General features: G+C 70.1%; 15 protein-coding genes. 8 read left to right on the top strand and 7 right to left on the bottom strand.

Annotation, left to right across the window (positions count from 1 at the left end):
* Positions 1-96: 96 nt before the first annotated feature.
* A complete protein-coding gene (locus ACGFWI_RS06170) occupies positions 97-1,011 on the top strand; it encodes an alpha/beta fold hydrolase (RefSeq protein WP_393904727.1) in 915 nt (304 codons plus the stop codon).
* Between the two features lie 84 nt (positions 1,012-1,095).
* Here ACGFWI_RS06170 and ACGFWI_RS06165 read toward each other — a convergent pair whose 3' ends face one another.
* The 3 genes from ACGFWI_RS06165 to ACGFWI_RS06155 form a co-directional block, all read right to left on the bottom strand.
* Positions 1,096-2,373, bottom strand: coding sequence for a glycosyltransferase (locus tag ACGFWI_RS06165; protein ID WP_393904726.1), 1,278 nt, complete (start codon positions 2,371-2,373; stop codon positions 1,096-1,098).
* A gap of 173 nt (positions 2,374-2,546) precedes the next feature.
* A complete protein-coding gene (locus ACGFWI_RS06160; RefSeq protein ID WP_393904725.1) occupies positions 2,547-3,608 on the bottom strand; it encodes a class I SAM-dependent methyltransferase in 1,062 nt (353 codons plus the stop codon).
* Between the two features lie 129 nt (positions 3,609-3,737).
* On the bottom strand, positions 3,738-4,937 hold the full coding sequence (locus tag ACGFWI_RS06155) for an acyltransferase family protein (RefSeq protein WP_393904724.1): 1,200 nt from the start codon (positions 4,935-4,937) through the stop codon (positions 3,738-3,740).
* A 738-nt stretch (positions 4,938-5,675) separates the two neighbouring features.
* On the opposite strand from ACGFWI_RS06155, the gene ACGFWI_RS06150 reads away from it, so the two are divergent.
* Positions 5,676-6,752: a S1 family peptidase gene (locus ACGFWI_RS06150; protein WP_393904723.1), complete on the top strand. Its 1,077-nt coding sequence runs from the start codon at positions 5,676-5,678 to the stop codon at positions 6,750-6,752.
* A gap of 388 nt (positions 6,753-7,140) precedes the next feature.
* Here the strand turns inward: ACGFWI_RS06150 and ACGFWI_RS06145 are convergent, their stop codons facing one another.
* A complete protein-coding gene (locus ACGFWI_RS06145; RefSeq protein ID WP_393904722.1) occupies positions 7,141-8,169 on the bottom strand; it encodes a phosphotransferase in 1,029 nt (342 codons plus the stop codon).
* Positions 8,170-8,798: 629 nt separating this feature from the next.
* On the opposite strand from ACGFWI_RS06145, the gene ACGFWI_RS06140 reads away from it, so the two are divergent.
* The 4 genes from ACGFWI_RS06140 to ACGFWI_RS06125 all read left to right on the top strand — a co-directional run bounded on the left by ACGFWI_RS06140 (position 8,799) and on the right by ACGFWI_RS06125 (position 13,010).
* The gene (locus ACGFWI_RS06140; RefSeq protein WP_393904721.1) at positions 8,799-9,488 is read left to right on the top strand and encodes a hypothetical protein; all 690 of its coding nucleotides are present in this window, start codon (positions 8,799-8,801) and stop codon (positions 9,486-9,488) included.
* Positions 9,489-9,612: 124 nt separating this feature from the next.
* Positions 9,613-10,359: an IPT/TIG domain-containing protein gene (locus tag ACGFWI_RS06135; RefSeq protein WP_393904720.1), complete on the top strand. Its 747-nt coding sequence runs from the start codon at positions 9,613-9,615 to the stop codon at positions 10,357-10,359.
* Positions 10,360-10,526: 167 nt separating this feature from the next.
* On the top strand, positions 10,527-12,092 hold the full coding sequence (locus tag ACGFWI_RS06130) for an IPT/TIG domain-containing protein (RefSeq protein ID WP_393904719.1): 1,566 nt from the start codon (positions 10,527-10,529) through the stop codon (positions 12,090-12,092).
* Between the two features lie 276 nt (positions 12,093-12,368).
* A complete protein-coding gene (locus tag ACGFWI_RS06125; RefSeq protein WP_393904718.1) occupies positions 12,369-13,010 on the top strand; it encodes a GNAT family N-acetyltransferase in 642 nt (213 codons plus the stop codon).
* Between the two features lie 66 nt (positions 13,011-13,076).
* Here the strand turns inward: ACGFWI_RS06125 and ACGFWI_RS06120 are convergent, their stop codons facing one another.
* Together ACGFWI_RS06120 and ACGFWI_RS06115 are read right to left on the bottom strand one after the other, a co-directional pair.
* Entirely contained in the window at positions 13,077-13,652 is a 576-nt protein-coding gene (locus ACGFWI_RS06120) for an HD domain-containing protein (protein ID WP_393904717.1), read from the bottom strand.
* Positions 13,653-13,928: 276 nt separating this feature from the next.
* Positions 13,929-15,077: a serine hydrolase domain-containing protein gene (locus tag ACGFWI_RS06115; protein ID WP_393904716.1), complete on the bottom strand. Its 1,149-nt coding sequence runs from the start codon at positions 15,075-15,077 to the stop codon at positions 13,929-13,931.
* 390 nt (positions 15,078-15,467) lie between these two features.
* On the opposite strand from ACGFWI_RS06115, the gene ACGFWI_RS06110 reads away from it, so the two are divergent.
* Together ACGFWI_RS06110 and ACGFWI_RS06105 are read left to right on the top strand one after the other, a co-directional pair.
* Entirely contained in the window at positions 15,468-16,031 is a 564-nt protein-coding gene (locus ACGFWI_RS06110) for a GNAT family N-acetyltransferase (RefSeq protein WP_393904715.1), read from the top strand.
* Positions 16,032-16,268: 237 nt separating this feature from the next.
* A complete protein-coding gene (locus ACGFWI_RS06105) occupies positions 16,269-16,784 on the top strand; it encodes a hypothetical protein (protein ID WP_393904714.1) in 516 nt (171 codons plus the stop codon).
* 53 nt (positions 16,785-16,837) lie between these two features.
* Here the strand turns inward: ACGFWI_RS06105 and ACGFWI_RS06100 are convergent, their stop codons facing one another.
* Entirely contained in the window at positions 16,838-17,497 is a 660-nt protein-coding gene (locus ACGFWI_RS06100) for a hypothetical protein (RefSeq protein WP_393904713.1), read from the bottom strand.
* Between the last annotated feature and the right edge of the window lie 195 nt (positions 17,498-17,692).

Below are 17,692 nucleotides of genomic sequence, written 5' to 3'. Positions count from 1 at the left end.
GTTCCGTCCGGCCTGCGGGATCAGCTACATGGTACCGCTGTACCACTTTGGTGATACGGTGGTACCACTAAACCCGCTGTCCGGAGGTGGCCTGCCGTGCCCGAGACCACGACGCATGACCGCAACCCCGCTGTCGGCCGCTATGTGAACGAGGCCGTACGCGACCGGTACTTCGCCGCGTGCGACGCCGTCTACGCCCTCGGGCCGGCCCCGCGTGATGAGTGCGACGTGGAGACCCGCTCCGGGACCACACACGTCTACCGGTACGGGCCGACGGAGCCCGGCGCCGCGTTCCGGACCCCGGTGGTCCTGGTGCACGGCGCCGGCGGCAACTCGTCGCAGTGGTACCCGAACGTCGCCGCGCTGAGCGCGCAGCGCCCGGTCTATGCGATCGACACCCCGGGCGACCCGGGCCGCAGCGTGCAGCGCGAACCCATTCATCAGCCCGAACGTGCCGCACAGTGGCTCGACGAGGCGCTCGACGGCCTCGGACTCGACCGCGTCCACCTCGTCGGGTCCTCCTACGGCGGATGGCTCGCCCTCAACCAGGCGCTGCACCGGCCCGGCCGACTGGCCTCGGTCACCCTGCTGGACCCGGGCGGCCTGGAGAAGGTGGGACTCCGGTTCTTCGCCTGGATCTTCGTCAGCCTCTTCGCGACCTGCGCGCCGAAGGCGATGCGTCCACGCCTGGCCGCCTGGCTCGACCAGCCGGTCCTGGTGGTGCCGGAACTGCGCGCGATGGTGCGGCTCGGCGTTCGCGCCTACCGCATCCGCCGTCCCGCACCGCTCCCTCTCACCGAAGCGGAGCTGAGCGGTATCCGCACCCCGCTCTATCTGTTGCTCGGGAAGCGGAGCCTGCTGGTCCACCCGCAACGGCAGCGGGAGCGCGTCCCGCGCCTGGTGCCCGGCGCCCGCGTCGACATCGTCGCCGACACAGGCCATGGACCACAGATCGACCACGCGGAGTCGGTCAACAGCCGCATGGTGAGCTTCATGGACTCCGTTCACTGAGGCGCGTCCGGGCTGGCCGAGGGAGGCCGGGGCCCCGGGGGTTCGCCGCCGCGACGCGTGCGGGCGGCCCTCCGTCAAGCAACCTCAGCGGCCGGGGCCTTGGCCCTCTCCGCTGTCTCCACCCGCCAGTTGCTCCACCGCCGTCAGCACCCGGCCCGCACCGTCCTCCGTGCCGAGCAGCGCCGCCACCTGCCGGGCGCGATGACGGTAACGGGGGTCGTGCACGGCCTTCCGTACAGCGGCCGCGAGATTCTCCGCGGTCAGCCGCTGGAAGGGGAGCCTGCCGGGACTGACTCCGAGCGAAGTGAGACGCGACGCCCAGAAGGGCTGGTCCAGCATCATCGGCACGGGGACCGCCGGCACGCCCGCGCGCAGGCCGGCTGCCGTGGTCCCGGCACCCGCGTGGTGGATGACGGCTGCCATCTGCGGAAACAGCTGGGCGTGCGGAACCTCACCCACCGTCAGTACGTCGTCCCCCTCGACCGACAGGCCGGCCCAGCTCGACTGGACCACGCCGCGCACTCCGGCGAGCCGCAAGGCTCGTGCCAGGAGACGTCCGAGGCGTTCCGGGTCGCCGGGCGCCATGCTGCCGAAGCCCACAAATACCGGTGGCGGACCGGCCTGGAGGAAATCGGCCAGCCTGGATTCCGGCGTCCAGCCGGGGGCCTCCGACGGCCACCAGTAGCCCGCCACCTCCATTCCCGGCCGCCAGTCGGCGGGCCGGGGCACCACCGCCGGGCTGAAACCATGATGGACGGGCCACGTCGCCCGACGACGTTCCAGGGCATCCTGCCGCACGCCCAACCGACGCTGCAGATGGCGCACCCCGGGAGCGAAAGCGCGGGCCAGCAACGACTGGGCGCACCGTCCCAAGGCCCGGTTGGCGAACGGTCCCCAGGACGGCATGTCGAAGATGACCGGCGGGAACTCCCGGGTGGGCTCGAGGGGCTGTAAGAACACGCCGACGCTGGGCAGTTGCAGACCCTCCGCCGCCACGAGCCCCAAGGGAGCCAGGCTGCTGGAAAACAAAAGGACTTCTGCGCCCGATGCGCAGGCCTCGGTCACCGCGTCGGCCATCTGCGGAGCCAATTCCCGTGCCAGCTGTACTTGCTCGACCTTGGAGAGGCGGGCCCCCTGGCCGCCCTTCCCCGGGCCGTGCCCTCTCGTGTCATCGGTTCCGGACGTGGCGTACCGGTCGAGCGGAAGGGGGTGGAAGCCCAGGCCGCTGCGGCGCACCAGCGCGGCCGAGCGCGCATGGGTGGCCATCACCACCCGGTGCCCGGCGCGATGCAGCCGGGCCCCCAGGCCGGTGTAAGGAGCCACGTCCCCGTGCGAACCCGCGGTAGCGATCAGGATGTGCATGGTCGGCAGTGTTCCGTTTCGTCGACGGCGATGATTCCGACCGCGCTCGGCTTCACTCGGGTGGTCTATCCGCCGAATTTCTGATGCAGCCGAACGCGCTTGAATTCCCGCGCAGTTGTGTGGTGGACGAGGGCAGGGCCTGCGCCCCGCGAGGGGGCGCCCCGGTGCAGGGCTCAGTCGCGGCGCGCGACCACCCGGTAGGCGTTGGACAGCCGGGTGCGCCGGGTGAGGGGCGCGAGCAGGATGTCGAGCCCGACGAGGATGAGCAGCACGGGTGCGACGGCCAGCAGGGACAGCCGGCGGATCCAGCGGTGGAACGGTCCCGGTCTTTCGGCCAGCCAGGGCAGATCTTCGCTCGGCAGAACGGACTTGAGCAGGTTCACCGCCGCGGACGTCAGATCGGTGGGGACATGGGGCTCCTGCCGGTCGGTGGCCACGACGGTGAAACCCTGCTCGGCCAGTGCGCCGCAGAGGTTGTCCAGGGGGACGAAGTGCAGGTGCTGCGGCTGGAGCCACGGGCCCCACCACTGGCCGAGCAGCCGGGCGGCGGCGGATTCCGGGTCGGGCACTTCCACCAGGAGATGACCGCCCGGCCGGAGCGCCGTGTGGGCGGCGGCCAGTTCCTGCCGCGGCGCCAGGGTGTGCTCCAAGTAGTGATGCATGCTCACCACGTCGTACTGGCAGGCCAGTTGGCCTGCCATCCCGACGAAGGAGCCTCGGTAGGCCCGGACGATGCGGCCTTTGCGTGCGGCGATCTCGACGCCTTCACCCCAGTCGAGCCCGTGGAACTGGGTGTTCGGATGGATTCTTCGGGCTTCGGCGCAGAAGTGGCCGTGACCGGTGCCGACGTCCAGCCAGCGTAAGGGGCGGCTGAAGGGGAGCAGTGCCCGGGCGCGGGCCCTGTAGAGCTTCACCGCGAGGGGCGAGCAGGCCAGCCGCGCCATCGTCGCCTCGCCCAGGCCGTCGTAACAGTCCCGGTAGTAGAAATCCAGCCCGTCCGCGCTCAGCCGGGGGTTCTGGAACACGTGCCCACAGCTGCGGCACTGTTCGAGGACGAACTTCCCGGGTTTGTGCTGGGGGTGGTCGGCGGTGCGCAGACGCCCGCGCAGCCGGGAGGAGGTGCACCAGGGGCACGTGGTGCGCCGTGGTTCGAAGAACCGCTCCAGCCCACGTGCCAGCTCGTCCTGGTAACGGGGCCGGTGGGCGGCGATGTGCTCGCTTCGCGTACTCATCATGGGGGGCTTCTTTCCGAGGTAGTCCTGAAGGGGGAGCGCGGACACTGGTGCGGAGGGCGGGGGAGGCACACCGGGCCCGCTCCGGGGCCGGCTGTGGACCGCACGGACCACCGGAACGCCTGGTTGTGCTCACGGAGTTGGGACGGCACGGGGGTGAGTACGGCGCGGCTTGGACAGGCGCCGCACACACGGCCGCTCCACGCCCGCGTACAGCAGCCACGAGGTCAGCAGGATGACGGGAAGGCTGACCAGAACCACGGAGAGGTTGCTCCATCCATGACCCGTCAGAGACAGGTACATCAACCCCAGCACCAGGAAGTGGAGGAGATACATGGCGTAGGAGATCTCACCGAGGAACACCAGGGCAGGTGTGCGCAGCAACGACGTTCTGCCCCGCAGGTCCAGCTCCGCGGTGGCGTACACCAGCATGGCGAGCGGGGCCACGGTCGAGGCCGCGTACAGGAAGCTGTGCGGCAGGTACGTACCGTTCACCACGATCGTGCTGATGACGCCCAGGGCGGCCGGGAGAACGCCGACGCGCGGAATCCGTATTCCCGCCGAGGAGATACGGGCCACCAACATGCCGAGGACGAACTCGGGAAGCCGCGTGATCGGCAGCATGTACAAGGACCAGTATCCGGGGAACGACGGTCCGCCGGGGTTGAGGACGAACTCGTAGAGCACCGGACAGATCCAGACGAGGGCGATGGCCGCTCCCGCGCCGATCAGCAGACCACGACGCGATAGCCGCATGACCCACGGCAGGAGCAGGGGGAAGAGGAGATAGAAAAACATTTCGGCGGCCAGGGACCAGGAAACGGGATTGCCCGCGGAGATGAAGCGCTGGCTGGGAACCCAGGTGTTCACCAGGAAGAGACTGGAGAGGTGCGCCGGCAATCCGGAACCGTGCGGGGCGGTCGCCCTGCCGGCGCAGGCGAGCGCGGCCACCACCACGCACCAGGTCAGTACGTGATTCGGCAGAATCTTGGCGGCACGCCGCCGCCAGAAGGCGCGTGCGGTATCGGTCGGGCGGGCGGAATGGGTCAGCACATAGCCGCTCAGAATGAAGAAAAGCGAAACCGAACTCGCCCCGACCCATACCTCGGGCCCGAGGGTCCGGGCGAGGTGAGGGTTGATCAACAGCGCGCTGTGGGTGAAGACGACTCCGCCCGCTGCGGCGAAACGCAGACCGGTCAGAGAAGGTAACCGCTGGGGTCGGCCAGATCGTGTGCCGTCCTGTACCGACGGTTCCTGCGTGCCGATGCGGCCGACAACGGCGTGGCCGGTCGTGCCGGTGGACCGGGACGGCGGTCTGGGGAGATCGTGCACGAGAGGCCTCCTGTGGGAGAACGCCCAGGCCCATGACCACCACGCAGATGCGTATGGGTGCGCGGAGGGGGTCGCCGGGGGATCGGATGGAAGGACTGATCCGGCCCGTGCGGAGGAATGGGCGGCCCGTCGCGCGGATATCCTGATTGACCCACCGCTCCACGTCCCGTGCATAGGGAGGGTGACCCGATTTCACTCGTACGGGCTAGTACCTCGTGAGTCCCGTCCGCATCAATTGACCCGGCGTGTGATGCGGGTTGTCGCCTTTGGCCATTCCGTGGAACAGCACGGAATGACGGCCTTCGGCGCATATCCAGAAGCCGCCCCCCCGGGGACACCTCGGGGAAATGGAGCGGTGATATCCGGACGCCGGTGAATTACGCCACCGGCCGTACAGGTGATTCCTGCGGACCTGTGGCCGGGCGGGTGTAGCACGAAGCAGGCACAGGAAAGAATGATTTCATGCCGCCGTGCCACGGGCACCGGCCGTCCGTGGCACCGATAACCCTCAAGGGCAGGGCATATGACGATGCAACGCATGCCGGTGTACGTGGTACCCGGTAAGAGCGGTACGGCGATATAGGCGCGGTCTGGATGCGCCGCCGCGAGCGCGTGGGAAGCCCTGCGTGAAGGACCGTGCGGCGCGGATGCGGCTTCGGTAAGGGGGGAGGGAAAACGTCTGACTTCTGTGGGCCCGGACATCCACTACAGGCCCAACCCCACACCAAAGGTCTTGAGTTGAAGCACACACGCGCACCCAAACCCCGCACCGTCCTCGTCGGTGCGGGTGCAGTGGCTCTGATCGCCGCCGCACTCACGCTGCAGAGCGCCCAAGCCGCTCCTGCCGACGCCCCTGAGCCCCCGTCGGCCACCGCCGCCGCACAGCGTGCCAGGGGTATCAGCTCCGCCCTCGGCGCCAACGCGGCGGGCTTTTACTACGACGCCCGGAACAACAAGCTCATCGTCAATGTGACCACCGAGGCCGCCGCGGGCAAGGTCCGTGGGGCCGGCGCCGAGGCCAAGGTCGTCAAGCACTCCCTCACGTCCCTGAATGCCGCCCGTGCGACCCTCAAGCAGAAGGCCACCATCCCCGGGACGTCCTGGGGGATGGACCCCAAGACCAACCAGGTGGTCATCGTCGCTGACCGCACGGTCACGGGCGACCGCCTGGCACAGCTCAAGAAGGTCGCCTCCTCGCTCGGTGACCGGGTCACCCTCAAACAGTCGGCGGGCAGGCTCCGGCCCCTGATCGCCGGTGGCAACGCCATCTGGGGGAGCGGCGCACGCTGCTCGCTCGGCTTCAACGTCATCAGGGACGGGCAGCCGTACTTCCTGACCGCTGGGCACTGCACCAACGCGGTGCGGAGCTGGTCCGCGGAGCAAGGGGGCCCGGAGATCGCGGTGACGGAGGCCGGCTCCTTCCCCGGCGACGACTACGGGATCGCGAAGTACGCCGACGCCGATATCGCGCACCCCAGCCAGGTGGACCTCTACAACGGCAGCAAGCAGTCCATCGACAAGGTGGGCGATGCGATTGTGGGCGAGCGGGTGCAGCGCAGCGGCAGCAGCACGCACGTCCACGCCGGTGACGTCATCGCCGTCGAGGTGACGGTCAACTACCAGGAAGGGCCGGTCGACGACCTGATCCAGGCCAGCATCTGTGCGGAATCCGGGGACAGCGGCGGTTCGCTCTTCGAGGGCAACACCGCGCTGGGGCTGACCTCGGGCGGCAGGGGCGCCTGCGGTTCGGGCGGCGAGACCTTCTACCAGCCGGTGCGCGAGGCCCTTGAGAAGACCGGATCGCACTTCGACTGATCCGCCGGGCCGACGCGGTCGAACGGCCTGTGGCGGCCGGTCCCCGTCTCCGCGGGCAGCTGCTCCCCGCGCTCATCTCCGGGTGCGCGGGGAGCAGTTGACCGCCGAGCCGTGCGGCCGGCGACCCGCTGATTTCGTTCCCCCCCCGTGCGGCTCCATGCCGGGCTACCGCTGGACCTGGTCGCGGATGTCCGCACCACGGTCCTGCGGTCAGCGCCGCGCGGCGGGGGAGGCCGGGCAGCCCCCAGGAGGACAGCATCCGTCACAGCAACGGCTGAGGACCTCCGACGGACATCCCGCTCAGGACAGCGGGCAGCCACGCGTCATTCCACCGCGCGGTACACGGACGCGGATCTCCGCGTCCTGATCAGGCCGCGCGTGCCGGCCGCTACCGGCGTCGCGAGGGCAATGGCCTGAGCGTGGGCCACTGGGCCAGCATGCGGTGGCGCAGATCCGACGAGAGGCGGTGCAGACCGCGGAGGTCGGCACGGTCAGCCGTCATCCGTGCGACGACGTCGAGCCGGTGGACCACTCGCTGCCGGGCCGTCGCGGTGCCCCACTTCCAGTCACGGTCCGGGATGCGGGCCAGATGGTCGACCGTCTCGCGGTGGGCCCGCTGCACCAGTGCGTCGCCGCGCAGCAGCCAGCCGGCACAGGCGTCGGTCAGATCGCCCTGGGGTTCGGTGCCGGTCGCGGTGATCCATGCCGTGCGATAGGCCGTCTCCGCCCGGTCCATGAGCGGTGCGGTTGCCGCGGTGGAGCACCAGCACGTGGGAAATCCGATGTGCAGGTAGGCGAGTTCCATGAGTCCGTTGCCCAGTGCGGCCTGCTCGAAGTCGATGAATCTGACGCCCTGAGCGGTGTGCAGGTCGTTGCCGGGACACGGGTCTCCGTGCAGCAGGGCGTGCCCCGGTGCCCGGTCGATCCGGTCCACGAGAGCGTCGAGCTCGGCGGGCGCGCAGGACGGCACGGACACTTCGAGCGCCTCGGCGAGATGGAGGAAGGAGCCGATGTCTTCCTGCGTCGGGCCGGACCAGGCCGGCAGGAGACCGGCGTCCTCGGGGGCACCGGTGGCGTGCAGCCGCGCGAGGGCGGTGGCGTACTCGACGATCCAGTCACGGGCCGGCCTGCCGGCCTCGACATGCTCCAGTACCAGTACGCGCTCCCCGGCATCGGTGCCCAGCAGCGCGGGCACGATGGCCGGTTCGGCCCGGGAGGCGAGCCGCAGAGCTGTCACCTCGCGCGCGTACCGCTGTGCGGCATCGGGTGCGTCAACGATCTGCTTGACGATCGCCGGTATCCCGTTCAGGGCGACGCGCCAGACGCGTGAGCGCGGACTGCTGTCCAGTCTGCGGTGCCGTCCGGGTGCCCCCAGCTCTGCTCTTAACCCGTCCCCGAACGGAAGTCGCGACGTCATGGTCCTCATCCTTCCATCCGGGCGAACAGGCCTGGGAATTATGGCGAATTCGGCGTGCGGCGCCGGCTGCTCACGGATGTCCCCGATCCCCGCCGGCCCCGGTGCGGGCGCCCGTCGCTGCAGCGGTTTGCCGTGCGGATCCGGGTGATCGTCGGCGGAGACGGCGAGACGGCGAGAGGGTGCGGAATCCCGCGCTCGCAATTCACCGCGCGGCCGCGGCGCGTCGCTGCCTCTCCGAGAAGACGGTCTCTGCTGAGAAGAGAGCCTTCAACTACCCTTCCTCGACGATCCAGCAGGCCCGGTGCGCCAACTACTTCCAGCCACAGCGCTGTCGCCGGCGTTGTGCACCGCAGCCGATGCACGCTCTGCCGTCTGAGTGACGGAGCGTCAAGAACATTGCAGGCGTGCTCACCCGGGTGGGTTACTGAGGCATCCAATCCGGTGGGCCGCCCAACCTCTCGGGGGAGTGGCAGCCGGCCTGTCTCCCAGTCCACTTGGGCGTAGGCGGCGGTGCAGCCCTGGCACCGCGGAGGGTGCCCTCCCGCGCAGAGAAGGTGAAGGCACCGCGCAGTGCCGCTCGTCGGCATCGGCCGGTGCGTCGGCTCACGTCACCACTTCCTGGGGACGTCATGCGAACTGTCCGTACTTTGCGCTCCATCCTCGGTGTCTGCGCCCTGACCGTGGCGCTGACCGCCGGGCTGGTCGCGGTCCCGAACCAGGCGCACGCCCAGGTGCCTGTGCTGTGCAGCGAAACCTCGCTGGTGAATGCGATCACAGCGGCCAACGCGGCCGGTGGCGACACCTTGGCGCTGGTTCCGTTTTGCACGTACCAACTCACCAGCGCGCACGGCAACGGGCCCACCGGTCCGGTGGGGCTACCGCCGATCACCACCCAGATCACCCTGCTGGGGCTGGGAGTCACCATCACCCGTGACCCGAGCGCACCGGCCTTCCGGGTCCTCCAGGTGCAGGGGGCCGCGAACGTGCCCGGCACCCAGGGCCAGTTGAGCCTGGTCGGGGTCACCGTCCGGGGCGGCAGTGCCGTGCTGCCTTTCCCGGGGGGTGGCATCTCGAACCTGGGCGGCACGCTCTCGCTGCTCACCAGTTCCGTCACCGGCAATACCGCCGTCGCCGGGGGCGGTATCTACAACGACAACGGCGCCGTGGCGCTGACCGCAAGCTCCGTCACCGGGAACACCGCCGCCTCCGGGGGCGGCATCTACGTCAACTCCGGGGGCGTGACCCTGCTGGCCACCACCGTGAGCGGCAACACCCCGGACAACTGTGCTCCGTCAGGCAGCGTCATCGGCTGCACCTGACGGCCCGGCCGACGTATCGGCCGAATGCTCCACCAGGCAGCCCACCGCACCGCCGGCGCCGAACGCAGCCCTCCGGTCTCGGTTCGTCACTCCCACTCACACACTCCACCGAAGGAGCAACGCCATGCCAATCTCCCCCAACCAGGGTTCGACCGGAGGCGGGACCACCGTCAATATCACCGGTACCGGCCTCGGCGGCGCCACCGCCGTGCACTTCGGCGCCAAGACAGGCATCATCACCGCCAACACCCCCACATCGGTCACCGTCACCAGCCCGTCCGGCAGCGGTACGGTTCCCGTGACCGTGACCACCCCCGGCGGAACCAGCAACCCGCTGTCGTTCTTCTATGTCGGGGCACCGTTCAAGTCCAGCCTCGCCCCCGTGACCGGAGTCACCGCGGGCGGCAATACCGTCACCATCAACGGCAGTGGCCTGAGCACCGCCACCGCGGTGCACTTCGGTGCCGCCACGGCGACCCCCATCGTGGTCAATGACGGCCAGCTGACCGTCACCGTACCGGCGGGCGCGGCGGCCGGGCCGGTGAGCGTCAGTGTCACCACCGCGGGCGGTACCAACAACGGTCTGTCCTACACCTACGTCGACGTGCCGACCGTCGGCACGCTGAACCCCAACTCCGGCCCGGCGACCGGCGGAACCGTGGTGACCATCACCGGCACCAACCTCAGCACCACCCAGTCGGTCACCTTCGGCGCTACGCCCGCACCGTTCTCGGTCATCAACGACACCACGCTTTCCGTCGTCACCCCGCCCACCCCGGACGGTGCCCCCGGCCCCGCCGAGGTCACCGTGACCACGAGCGGTGGCAGTGCCACCGCTGCCTTCACCTACGTTGCCGGGCCCGGCATCTGACCGGCAGCCCGAGCCACTGACCGCCTGGTCCTTGCACCTGGCGCGCGAACAGCCTGTCCGGACAGGGTGCGTCCTGCCCTGCCCGGACCCACCCGACCTCCCTTGACGAGCCTCGGCCCGGGGCTTCTCCCCAGCGGCCGGGGCTCACGCCCCCGAAGGACCTGGCCGTGAATCGCTCAGCACAATCTCCCACCGCTTCCGCCGCGCAGCAGGCCGCAGCCGTGCCCGCAGTCATCTCCGTCTCTCCTCCCTCGGGTTCCTCCGCGGGTGGTAACACCGTGACGGTCACCGGCACCGGCTTCACCAATGCCACCGCCGTGCGCTTCGGCGCCACACCGGCACCCTCGTTCACCGTCAACTCCGACACCCAGATCACCGCCACCACCCCGCTCGGGACCGGGACGGTGCAGGTCACCGTCACCACCCCCAGCGGCATCAGCAACCAGTTCGTCACCTACGCCTACGTCGCCACGCCCGCGCCGGGCCTCTCCTCGGTGAGTCCTGCTTCGGGTCCGTCGGCGGGTGGGATGCCGGTCACGTTGACGGGTTCGGGGTTCTCGGGTGCGACGGTGGTGCGGTTCGGTGCCGTGTCGGCTTCGTTTGTGGTCAATTCCGGTACGCAGATCACGGCGACGGCGCCCGCGGGTTCGGGCACGGTGCAGGTCACCGTGACGGGGCCGGGGGGTACGAGTAATGGTGTGTCGTTCTCGTACACGGCGGTTTCGGTGCCGGTGTTGACGTCTGTGAACCCGGCTTCGGGTCCGTCGGTCGGGGGTACGACGGTCACTCTCACCGGCACGGGCTTGGCCACCGTTGGCGCGGTGCGGTTCGGATCCGTGGTGGCGACCTCGTTCACCGTTGTCTCCGACACGCACATCACCGCGATCGCCCCCGCCGGGACCGGCACGGTGCAGGTCACCGTGACGGGGCCGGGCGGCACCAGCAACGGTGTCTTCTACACCTACTCGGTGACGCCCACCCTGAGTGGCGTCACCCCCAACCAGGGGCCCACGTCCGGCGGGAACACCGTCATGCTCACCGGCGCCAACCTCACCGGAGCGAACGCGGTCAGCTTCGGCGCCACCCCCGCGACGTCCTTCACGGTCGTGTCCTCGACCCAGATCTCCGTCGTGGTCCCCGCGGCGACCCCGGGGCCGGTCGATGTCACCGTCACCACCCCGGGCGGTACCACGACCCTCCAGAGCTCCTACTTCTACGTCAGCACCCCGGTCCTCACCGGCATCGCCCCGCCCTCGGGCCCGCTCTCGGGCGGGAACACCGTCACCCTCGCCGGCGTCCACCTCGTCGAGGCCACCGCGGTGCGCTTCGGAACCACCGCCGCCACGGCGTTCACGGTGGTCTCGGACACCCAGATCACCGCCGTGATTCCTGCGGGAGCCGCCGGTTCGGTCGATGTCACCGTCAGCACCGCCGGCGGAACCGGCACCGGGGTCTCCTACACCTACCTGGCGGCCCCCGTCGTCACGACGGTCGTCCCGAATCAAGGACCCACCGCCGGTGGTATCACCCTCACCCTCACCGGCACCCGTCTCGCCCAGGCGACCACCGTGCTTCTCGGTGCCGCCCTCGCCGGGTTCACCGTCGTCTCCGACAGTCACATCGTGGTCGACGCCCTGCCCGGAGCCGCCGGGCCGGTCGATGTCACCGTCACCACCCCCGGTGGCACCAGTGCCCCGAAGACCTACACCCGAGTTGCCCCACCCGGGATCTGAGGCGGCGGGGCGGGTGCCGGCGCCAAGGACCGGCGGCGGGGACGGCGCCGGTCCACCCGCCGGGTGCGGGAGTTCCTGGCATCAACACTCACCGGCGAAGTGCGCTCCGAAATCCTGTCGTCACGCTTTCCCCTGTCCCTCCACGAGTTCAGGCGTCTGCGCCCCGTATGACAGCACCACTGGACGCGACGCCCGGAGGCGCTGGGTGACGCCGCTGCCCCGCACGGTGACGTAAGGTGCTCTCCGGGGGTACGTCGCTTACGTCGGGAGGGCTTGATGGTTCCGGAACTCGTCAGGATCTGGGCGTCCGGCTGGGCCGTGTCACGGCACACGCCCCGGCCGACGGAGCACCCGTGGGGGCTCTATCTCGAGGTGGGCACGCCCGGCCAAGTGGGGCGCCATGTACTGCCCGACGCCGATGAGTCCTCGGTACGCGAGGCCGCCGCCTCGGTGACCGTGCCGCACACCTGGCTCAAGGTGCCCATGGAGCCGGACGAGGTCGGGGGCTGGCTCCCGCAGGGCTGGGTGGTGGACAAGGACGAGGCAGGACATCTGATGGCCGTGGACCTGCGGGTCACCGAGCCGGTGGCGCCCAAGGGCTACACCGCGTCCGTGCAGACCGGCGACGGCGTCGTCCACGTCCAGGTGCACGACGCCGCGGGCGAGCCCGCCGCCCAGGGGCAGATGGCCGTCCTCGGGCGGGCCACGGTCATCGACCGCGTCACGACCGAGGAGGCCCACCGCCGTCGCGGCCTGGGCAACTTCGTGATGCGCACCCTCGTCGAGCACGCCGTGGGCGAGGGCGCGGACCTCGGCGTGCTGGGCGCGACCGACGACGGGCGCGCACTGTACGAGACCCTGGGCTGGAAGACGCACACGCCGCTGGCGGCGTGCATCTACCGGCCCCAGAGCGGTTGATGTGACGACGGAGCCGCTGCCCTCGCCCCGTACGGAACGCCACCTGACGAGGTGGTTCGGGGGCTGTTATCGCCTCGCGGACGTTCCGGCGTAGTCGGCAGCAACCTGCGCCACCCGGGGGCGCCAATGTGCCAGGCCCGCCACCCGAAGGCCCACGACCTTCCCCGCGTCGTCGGCGTGCCGCAGCGCGACCGCCGCGAGGAAGTCGGGGTTCGCCTCGAATGCTGCCTGCTCCTCCGGCGTCATTGGTCCGCCCTGGAGGGCGAGGGTGCGAGTGCTCTCCGGCGACAGCCCGGTCGCATGCTCCGCATCGGTCGCCGCGAGGTAGCGCTTGGCGGGGATGTGGAGCGCGACCAGCCGTGCGACCCGGGGGCCCAGCAGGCCGGCGACGGCCGCGGCGGCGTGCTCGCCGTGCTGCGCCTCGTCGCCGGGTACCAGGTGATGCCCGATGTCATGTACCAGGCCGGCGACCTGCAGTTCCTCGTCGTGCGGGTGCCGCTCCGCCAGAACGGCCGCGACCTGCAGACCGTGGTCGAGGATGTCCACCGGGTCGCCCGAACGGTCCGGTGTGTCCCAGACGTCCGCGCAGTCGGCCAGCATGGCCATCAGCCCGTCCACGGACAGTACTTGTTCTCTGCTCATCGTCGCTTCCCGTCATGGCGCAACCGCCGGCGCCATCCTGTGCGCCGCACCGGAAGAGGAATCTGCCGCACAGGGCTGTCCACGAGGTGTACGCGGGGCGTCCGGGCGGGGACCGGGTGTTCCTCAAGGGCAGTTTCCTCGATGCGGCGGAAGCGGCAGCCCAGTACGAGGACGCTCCTCACTCCCGGCCGGGCATGCCCGGCCCCGCGGTCGTCGTGCCGCCGGCCGACGCCGCGGAGCCCGCCGCTCCTCCCGGTCAGGGACCCCTCCTCGTCCTCAGACGCCTGCCACGTACTGCCAGAAGTCCCGCATCACAGGGGGCGGGGTCGGCCCGGTCAGTTCCAGTTGGGTGAACAGGATGGCGACCGTGCCGGTGGACGCGGTGAGGTGGGCTGCCGTTCCGGTGCCGCCGATCCATCCGTAGCGTCCCGGCACATTCCATGGCTCGATGGCCTCGATGTCCACCGAGCCGCCGAAACCCCAGCCCTGGCCCTCCAGGAACATTTTCCCGGCCTCGCGCTGCGCCCGGGTCAGCTGGTCGGTGGTCATCTGCCGCACCGACGCGGGCGACAGCAGTGGGCGGCCGTCGACGGTTCCTTCGGCGAGCAGCATCCGGGCGAAGGCATGCCAGTCGTCGACGGTCGAGACCAGCCCGCCGGCGCCGGACGGAAATGCCGGCAGGCTGCTCCACTGCCCGTCGGGGGCGTCGGCCAGCTCGCGCTCGCCCCCCGGACCGAGCCGGTAGTAGCTGGTGAACCGGTCGAGCTTGCCGGCCGGTACCTCGAATCCGGTGTCGGTCATGCCGAGCGGCTCGAACAGTCGCTCAGCCAGGAACTCGGGCAACGTACGGCCGGAGACCCTGGCGATCAGCACCCCCTGGATGTCCGAGGAGGTGTTGTACAGCCAGCCCTCGCCCGGCTGGTGCAGCAGCGGAATGCGGGACAGCGCCGCCATCCATGCGTCCGGCGCCGGGACGAGCTGCGGTTGCGGCGGGCCTTGTTTGAGATCGCTGAACAACCGTCCGACCACCGGCAGCGAGAAGTCCGACGGGAAGCCGTATCCGGCGCGGGAGGTGAGCAGATCGAACACGGTGATCGGTCCGGCAGCCGGGACCACGTCGTCGACCGGGCCGTCCGGCGTGCGGACAACAGTCGGTGACGCCAGCTCCGGCAGCCATTTCCCGACCGGGTCGTCCAGCGCGATCCGGCCGTCCTCGACCAGCATCATGACGGCCGCCGCGACGACGGGCTTGGTGAGCGATGCGATACGGAAGATCGAATCTCTGGCCATCGGGGCAGTGCCGTCGGCGTCGGCCGAGCCGGCGGTCTGCACCTCGACCCGGTCGCCGCGAGCCACCAGAGTCACCGCGCCAGGCACCGGCCCGTCGCTGATGTACGTCTCCAGGATGTTGTGCAGGTTGGTCATCGGTCCACCTTCCCGAGTGTGCGGTCGGAAGTAAGACTGCCGCCATGACGCGGACTCATCGGGCCGAATCCATCGCATCCGACCCGATCAGCCCTCGGCGATTTCGCGGACCACGGCGGTCACCGTCATGTTCTCGTCGTGGACCTGCAGAAACCGCGGGCTTTGGCGATCTCCTCGAACAGCGTGTCCATGCGCTGCTCGCACCCGCACCCGCACCCGCACCCGGGCCCGGGGCCTGTGCGGGCGCATTCCGCTCGTCGATGCTGGTCCCGCCCCCGGCAGGCCGCTGTGGGACGATTCGGGGCGCGGCACAGGGGCGAAGGAAGATCAGCTCGTGCCGCAGCGAGCACGAGACAAGCTGACGTAGCAGCGAGGGCGGGGGAGAAGCAGATGTTTGCGAGAGCGCTGGGTGACGACGGTGCCGAGCTGCGGCCGCTGGAGCCATGGCATGCCGGGGAGTACCTCGCACACCTGGCCCGGGGCCGCGAGTACATCGGTCGGTACGTCGCGTTGGCGGACCGTGCCACCGACCTCGCGTCGGCCACGGCGTTCCTGCAGTCCTATGCGGACAAGGCAGCTGCCGACAGCGGCCGGCTCTACGGCATCTGGGCGGATGGTGTGCTCGTCGGCGGTGTCCTGTTCAGGACGTTCGACACCGAGTTCGGCACCTGCGAGGTCGGCTGCTGGCTGGAGGAGGCGGCCGTCGGGCGCGGGTTGGTCACGCGCGCGATGCGGGTGCTCATCGACTGGGCGGTCGAGCAGCGGGGGATCCACCGTGTGGAGTGGATCGCCTCCTCCTCCAACACCGCCAGCATCAAAGTCGCCGAGCGGCTCGGCATGGTCCGGGACGGAGTGCTGCGGGAGAGCTACCCGTACCGAGGCGTGCGCCACGACATGGAGGTCTGGTCGGTCCTGGCCGGGGAGTGGCGCAAGCAGCGCGCCTCCGGCCGGTGACCTCTGCCGCGACGGTCCGGGCCCCTGAAGGTTCGGTCCGGCAGCCCGCGTAGGCCCTGTTCGGAAAAGGTGCGCCGCCATGGTGGCGCACCAACCCCCGCGGGGACTTGGGTGAAATACCCCTACGCCGCGTCCCTTTTACGGAATCATGTGACCAAACGCCTCACCTCGCATCGGCCTTGAGAGGTGGCGGCGCACTATCCGTGCGCCCCAACGGGCGACACACAGGGGGAATTCATGAGGACCGTACAGCGGACGCTGCTCGCGGGAGCGCTGACCGGAGCACTGGCCTTGACCATGGGAGCGGGGACCGCGGGTGCTTCGGCACCCGCCGGCGCGGGACCCGACACCGCGACCGCCACCGGCACCGTGCAGACGGTGAACGCCCGTAGCGGTGACGTGATCACCTGCAAGATCACCACTCACCTCCCGCACTACTCCCACCACGCCCACGCGGACAACCGGCACATGGTGAACGTCACCGCGGACATCAAGTGCACCAAGCGGGTGGCTCAACTGGCCATCCGCGTCGGCCTGTACAAGAACGGCACGCTGTACAAGCAGAGCGGGACCAGGACCAACACCGGAAAGAACAAGGTGAGCCAGAACGCCGCGCGCCGCTGCGTGAAAAGGCAGAACTACACGGGGTCCGCCGTCGGCGTGGTCACCTTCCCGCCCGGGTACACCCCGCGCACCAAGCAGGTGAAGCACACCAGCGCCACGGTCCGCATCAACGCCTGCAAGAAGAGCTGACCGAACGTCCCGCGAAAGCGCTGACACTTCGCGGCAGGCGCTCAACGCACGGCTCAGCCGATCCGGTCGTTGAGCGCCACCGGAAACACCTCGAAGAGTGGTTCGCCCGCCAATCGCTCCGTCAGGCGGGCGGACCCGCCGAGGTAGGTGGAGTCGAGATCCACGTCCGTGGCGACGCACCAGGCCCGGTCCTGTGGCCACCACAGATTCGGCGCCTGCGGAAAGAAGACCCCCGCGCTCCGGTCCCCCAGGGCTGTTGCCGCTTCGACCGGCCCCTCGTACAACGCGTAGGCGCGCCCGCTCAGTTGTACCTTGGGCCCCTCGTCATGGAGCCAGCCCCACCCCTCCCAGAGCCCGAAGAGGCACTGCTGCGGAGTGCCGGTCTCCGTCGCCAGCACCGCGCACAGAGCCGCCAGTACATGCGCGGGCAGCGAACCCTGCCACGGTGGTTCGTCCCCCGGGCCGGCCACCTCCTCGAAGCGCGCCAGCGGGTGCAGCGGGCGACCGGACCGCTGCGCGACCTCCGCCCACCGCTCGAACCGGCCGTCCGCCGGCTCGCTGGGATGCAGAAGCCGTGCGTAGGTCTCGAACCCGGCCGGCAGCAGGGCATGGACACCACTGTCGAACCCGCCGACCCCCTCCTCGATCCAGCGGGCGGACGACACGTCCTGAACCCGCTGCGGCGGCCGGGCCCCGTCTCGCGACATCGTCATGACTTTCGCTCCCCCTCGTTCCTGGCAGGGTGCTCAGTATGACCCGCGGACGAAGCCACCGGTGGAGTTGTCCACAGGGGCAGATCGCGGCGTGGGTGGTGGCGGGCGGGGGGGGGGCGGCCCGCCCCCCCGACGGGGAGCCGGGGCAGGCGGGCTGCGGCCGCCGGGGCCGCGACGCCCCCCGCCGGTGCACCG

Source organism: Streptomyces sp. NPDC048434 (assembly GCF_043200375.1).
Classification (GTDB): Bacteria; Actinomycetota; Actinomycetes; order Streptomycetales; family Streptomycetaceae; genus Streptomyces.
Note: the sequence above shows the minus strand (reverse complement) of the source record. Positions and strands in the feature narration are given on the sequence as shown.

Excerpts from the sequence above, each read along its gene's own strand:
- ACGFWI_RS06115 (WP_393904716.1), bottom strand. The coding sequence starts at position 15,077 with ATGACCAACCTGCACAACATCCTGGAGACGTACATCAGCGACGGGCCG.
- ACGFWI_RS06110 (WP_393904715.1), top strand. The coding sequence starts at position 15,468 with ATGTTTGCGAGAGCGCTGGGTGACGACGGTGCCGAGCTGCGGCCGCTG.
- ACGFWI_RS06140 (WP_393904721.1), top strand. The coding sequence starts at position 8,799 with ATGCGAACTGTCCGTACTTTGCGCTCCATCCTCGGTGTCTGCGCCCTG.
- ACGFWI_RS06125 (WP_393904718.1), top strand. The coding sequence starts at position 12,369 with ATGGTTCCGGAACTCGTCAGGATCTGGGCGTCCGGCTGGGCCGTGTCA.
- ACGFWI_RS06100 (WP_393904713.1), bottom strand. The coding sequence starts at position 17,497 with ATGACGATGTCGCGAGACGGGGCCCGGCCGCCGCAGCGGGTTCAGGAC.
- ACGFWI_RS06165 (WP_393904726.1), bottom strand. The coding sequence starts at position 2,373 with ATGCACATCCTGATCGCTACCGCGGGTTCGCACGGGGACGTGGCTCCT.
- ACGFWI_RS06105 (WP_393904714.1), top strand. The coding sequence starts at position 16,269 with ATGAGGACCGTACAGCGGACGCTGCTCGCGGGAGCGCTGACCGGAGCA.
- ACGFWI_RS06145 (WP_393904722.1), bottom strand. The coding sequence starts at position 8,169 with ATGACGTCGCGACTTCCGTTCGGGGACGGGTTAAGAGCAGAGCTGGGG.
- ACGFWI_RS06160 (WP_393904725.1), bottom strand. The coding sequence starts at position 3,608 with ATGATGAGTACGCGAAGCGAGCACATCGCCGCCCACCGGCCCCGTTAC.
- ACGFWI_RS06135 (WP_393904720.1), top strand. The coding sequence starts at position 9,613 with ATGCCAATCTCCCCCAACCAGGGTTCGACCGGAGGCGGGACCACCGTC.
- ACGFWI_RS06120 (WP_393904717.1), bottom strand. The coding sequence starts at position 13,652 with ATGAGCAGAGAACAAGTACTGTCCGTGGACGGGCTGATGGCCATGCTG.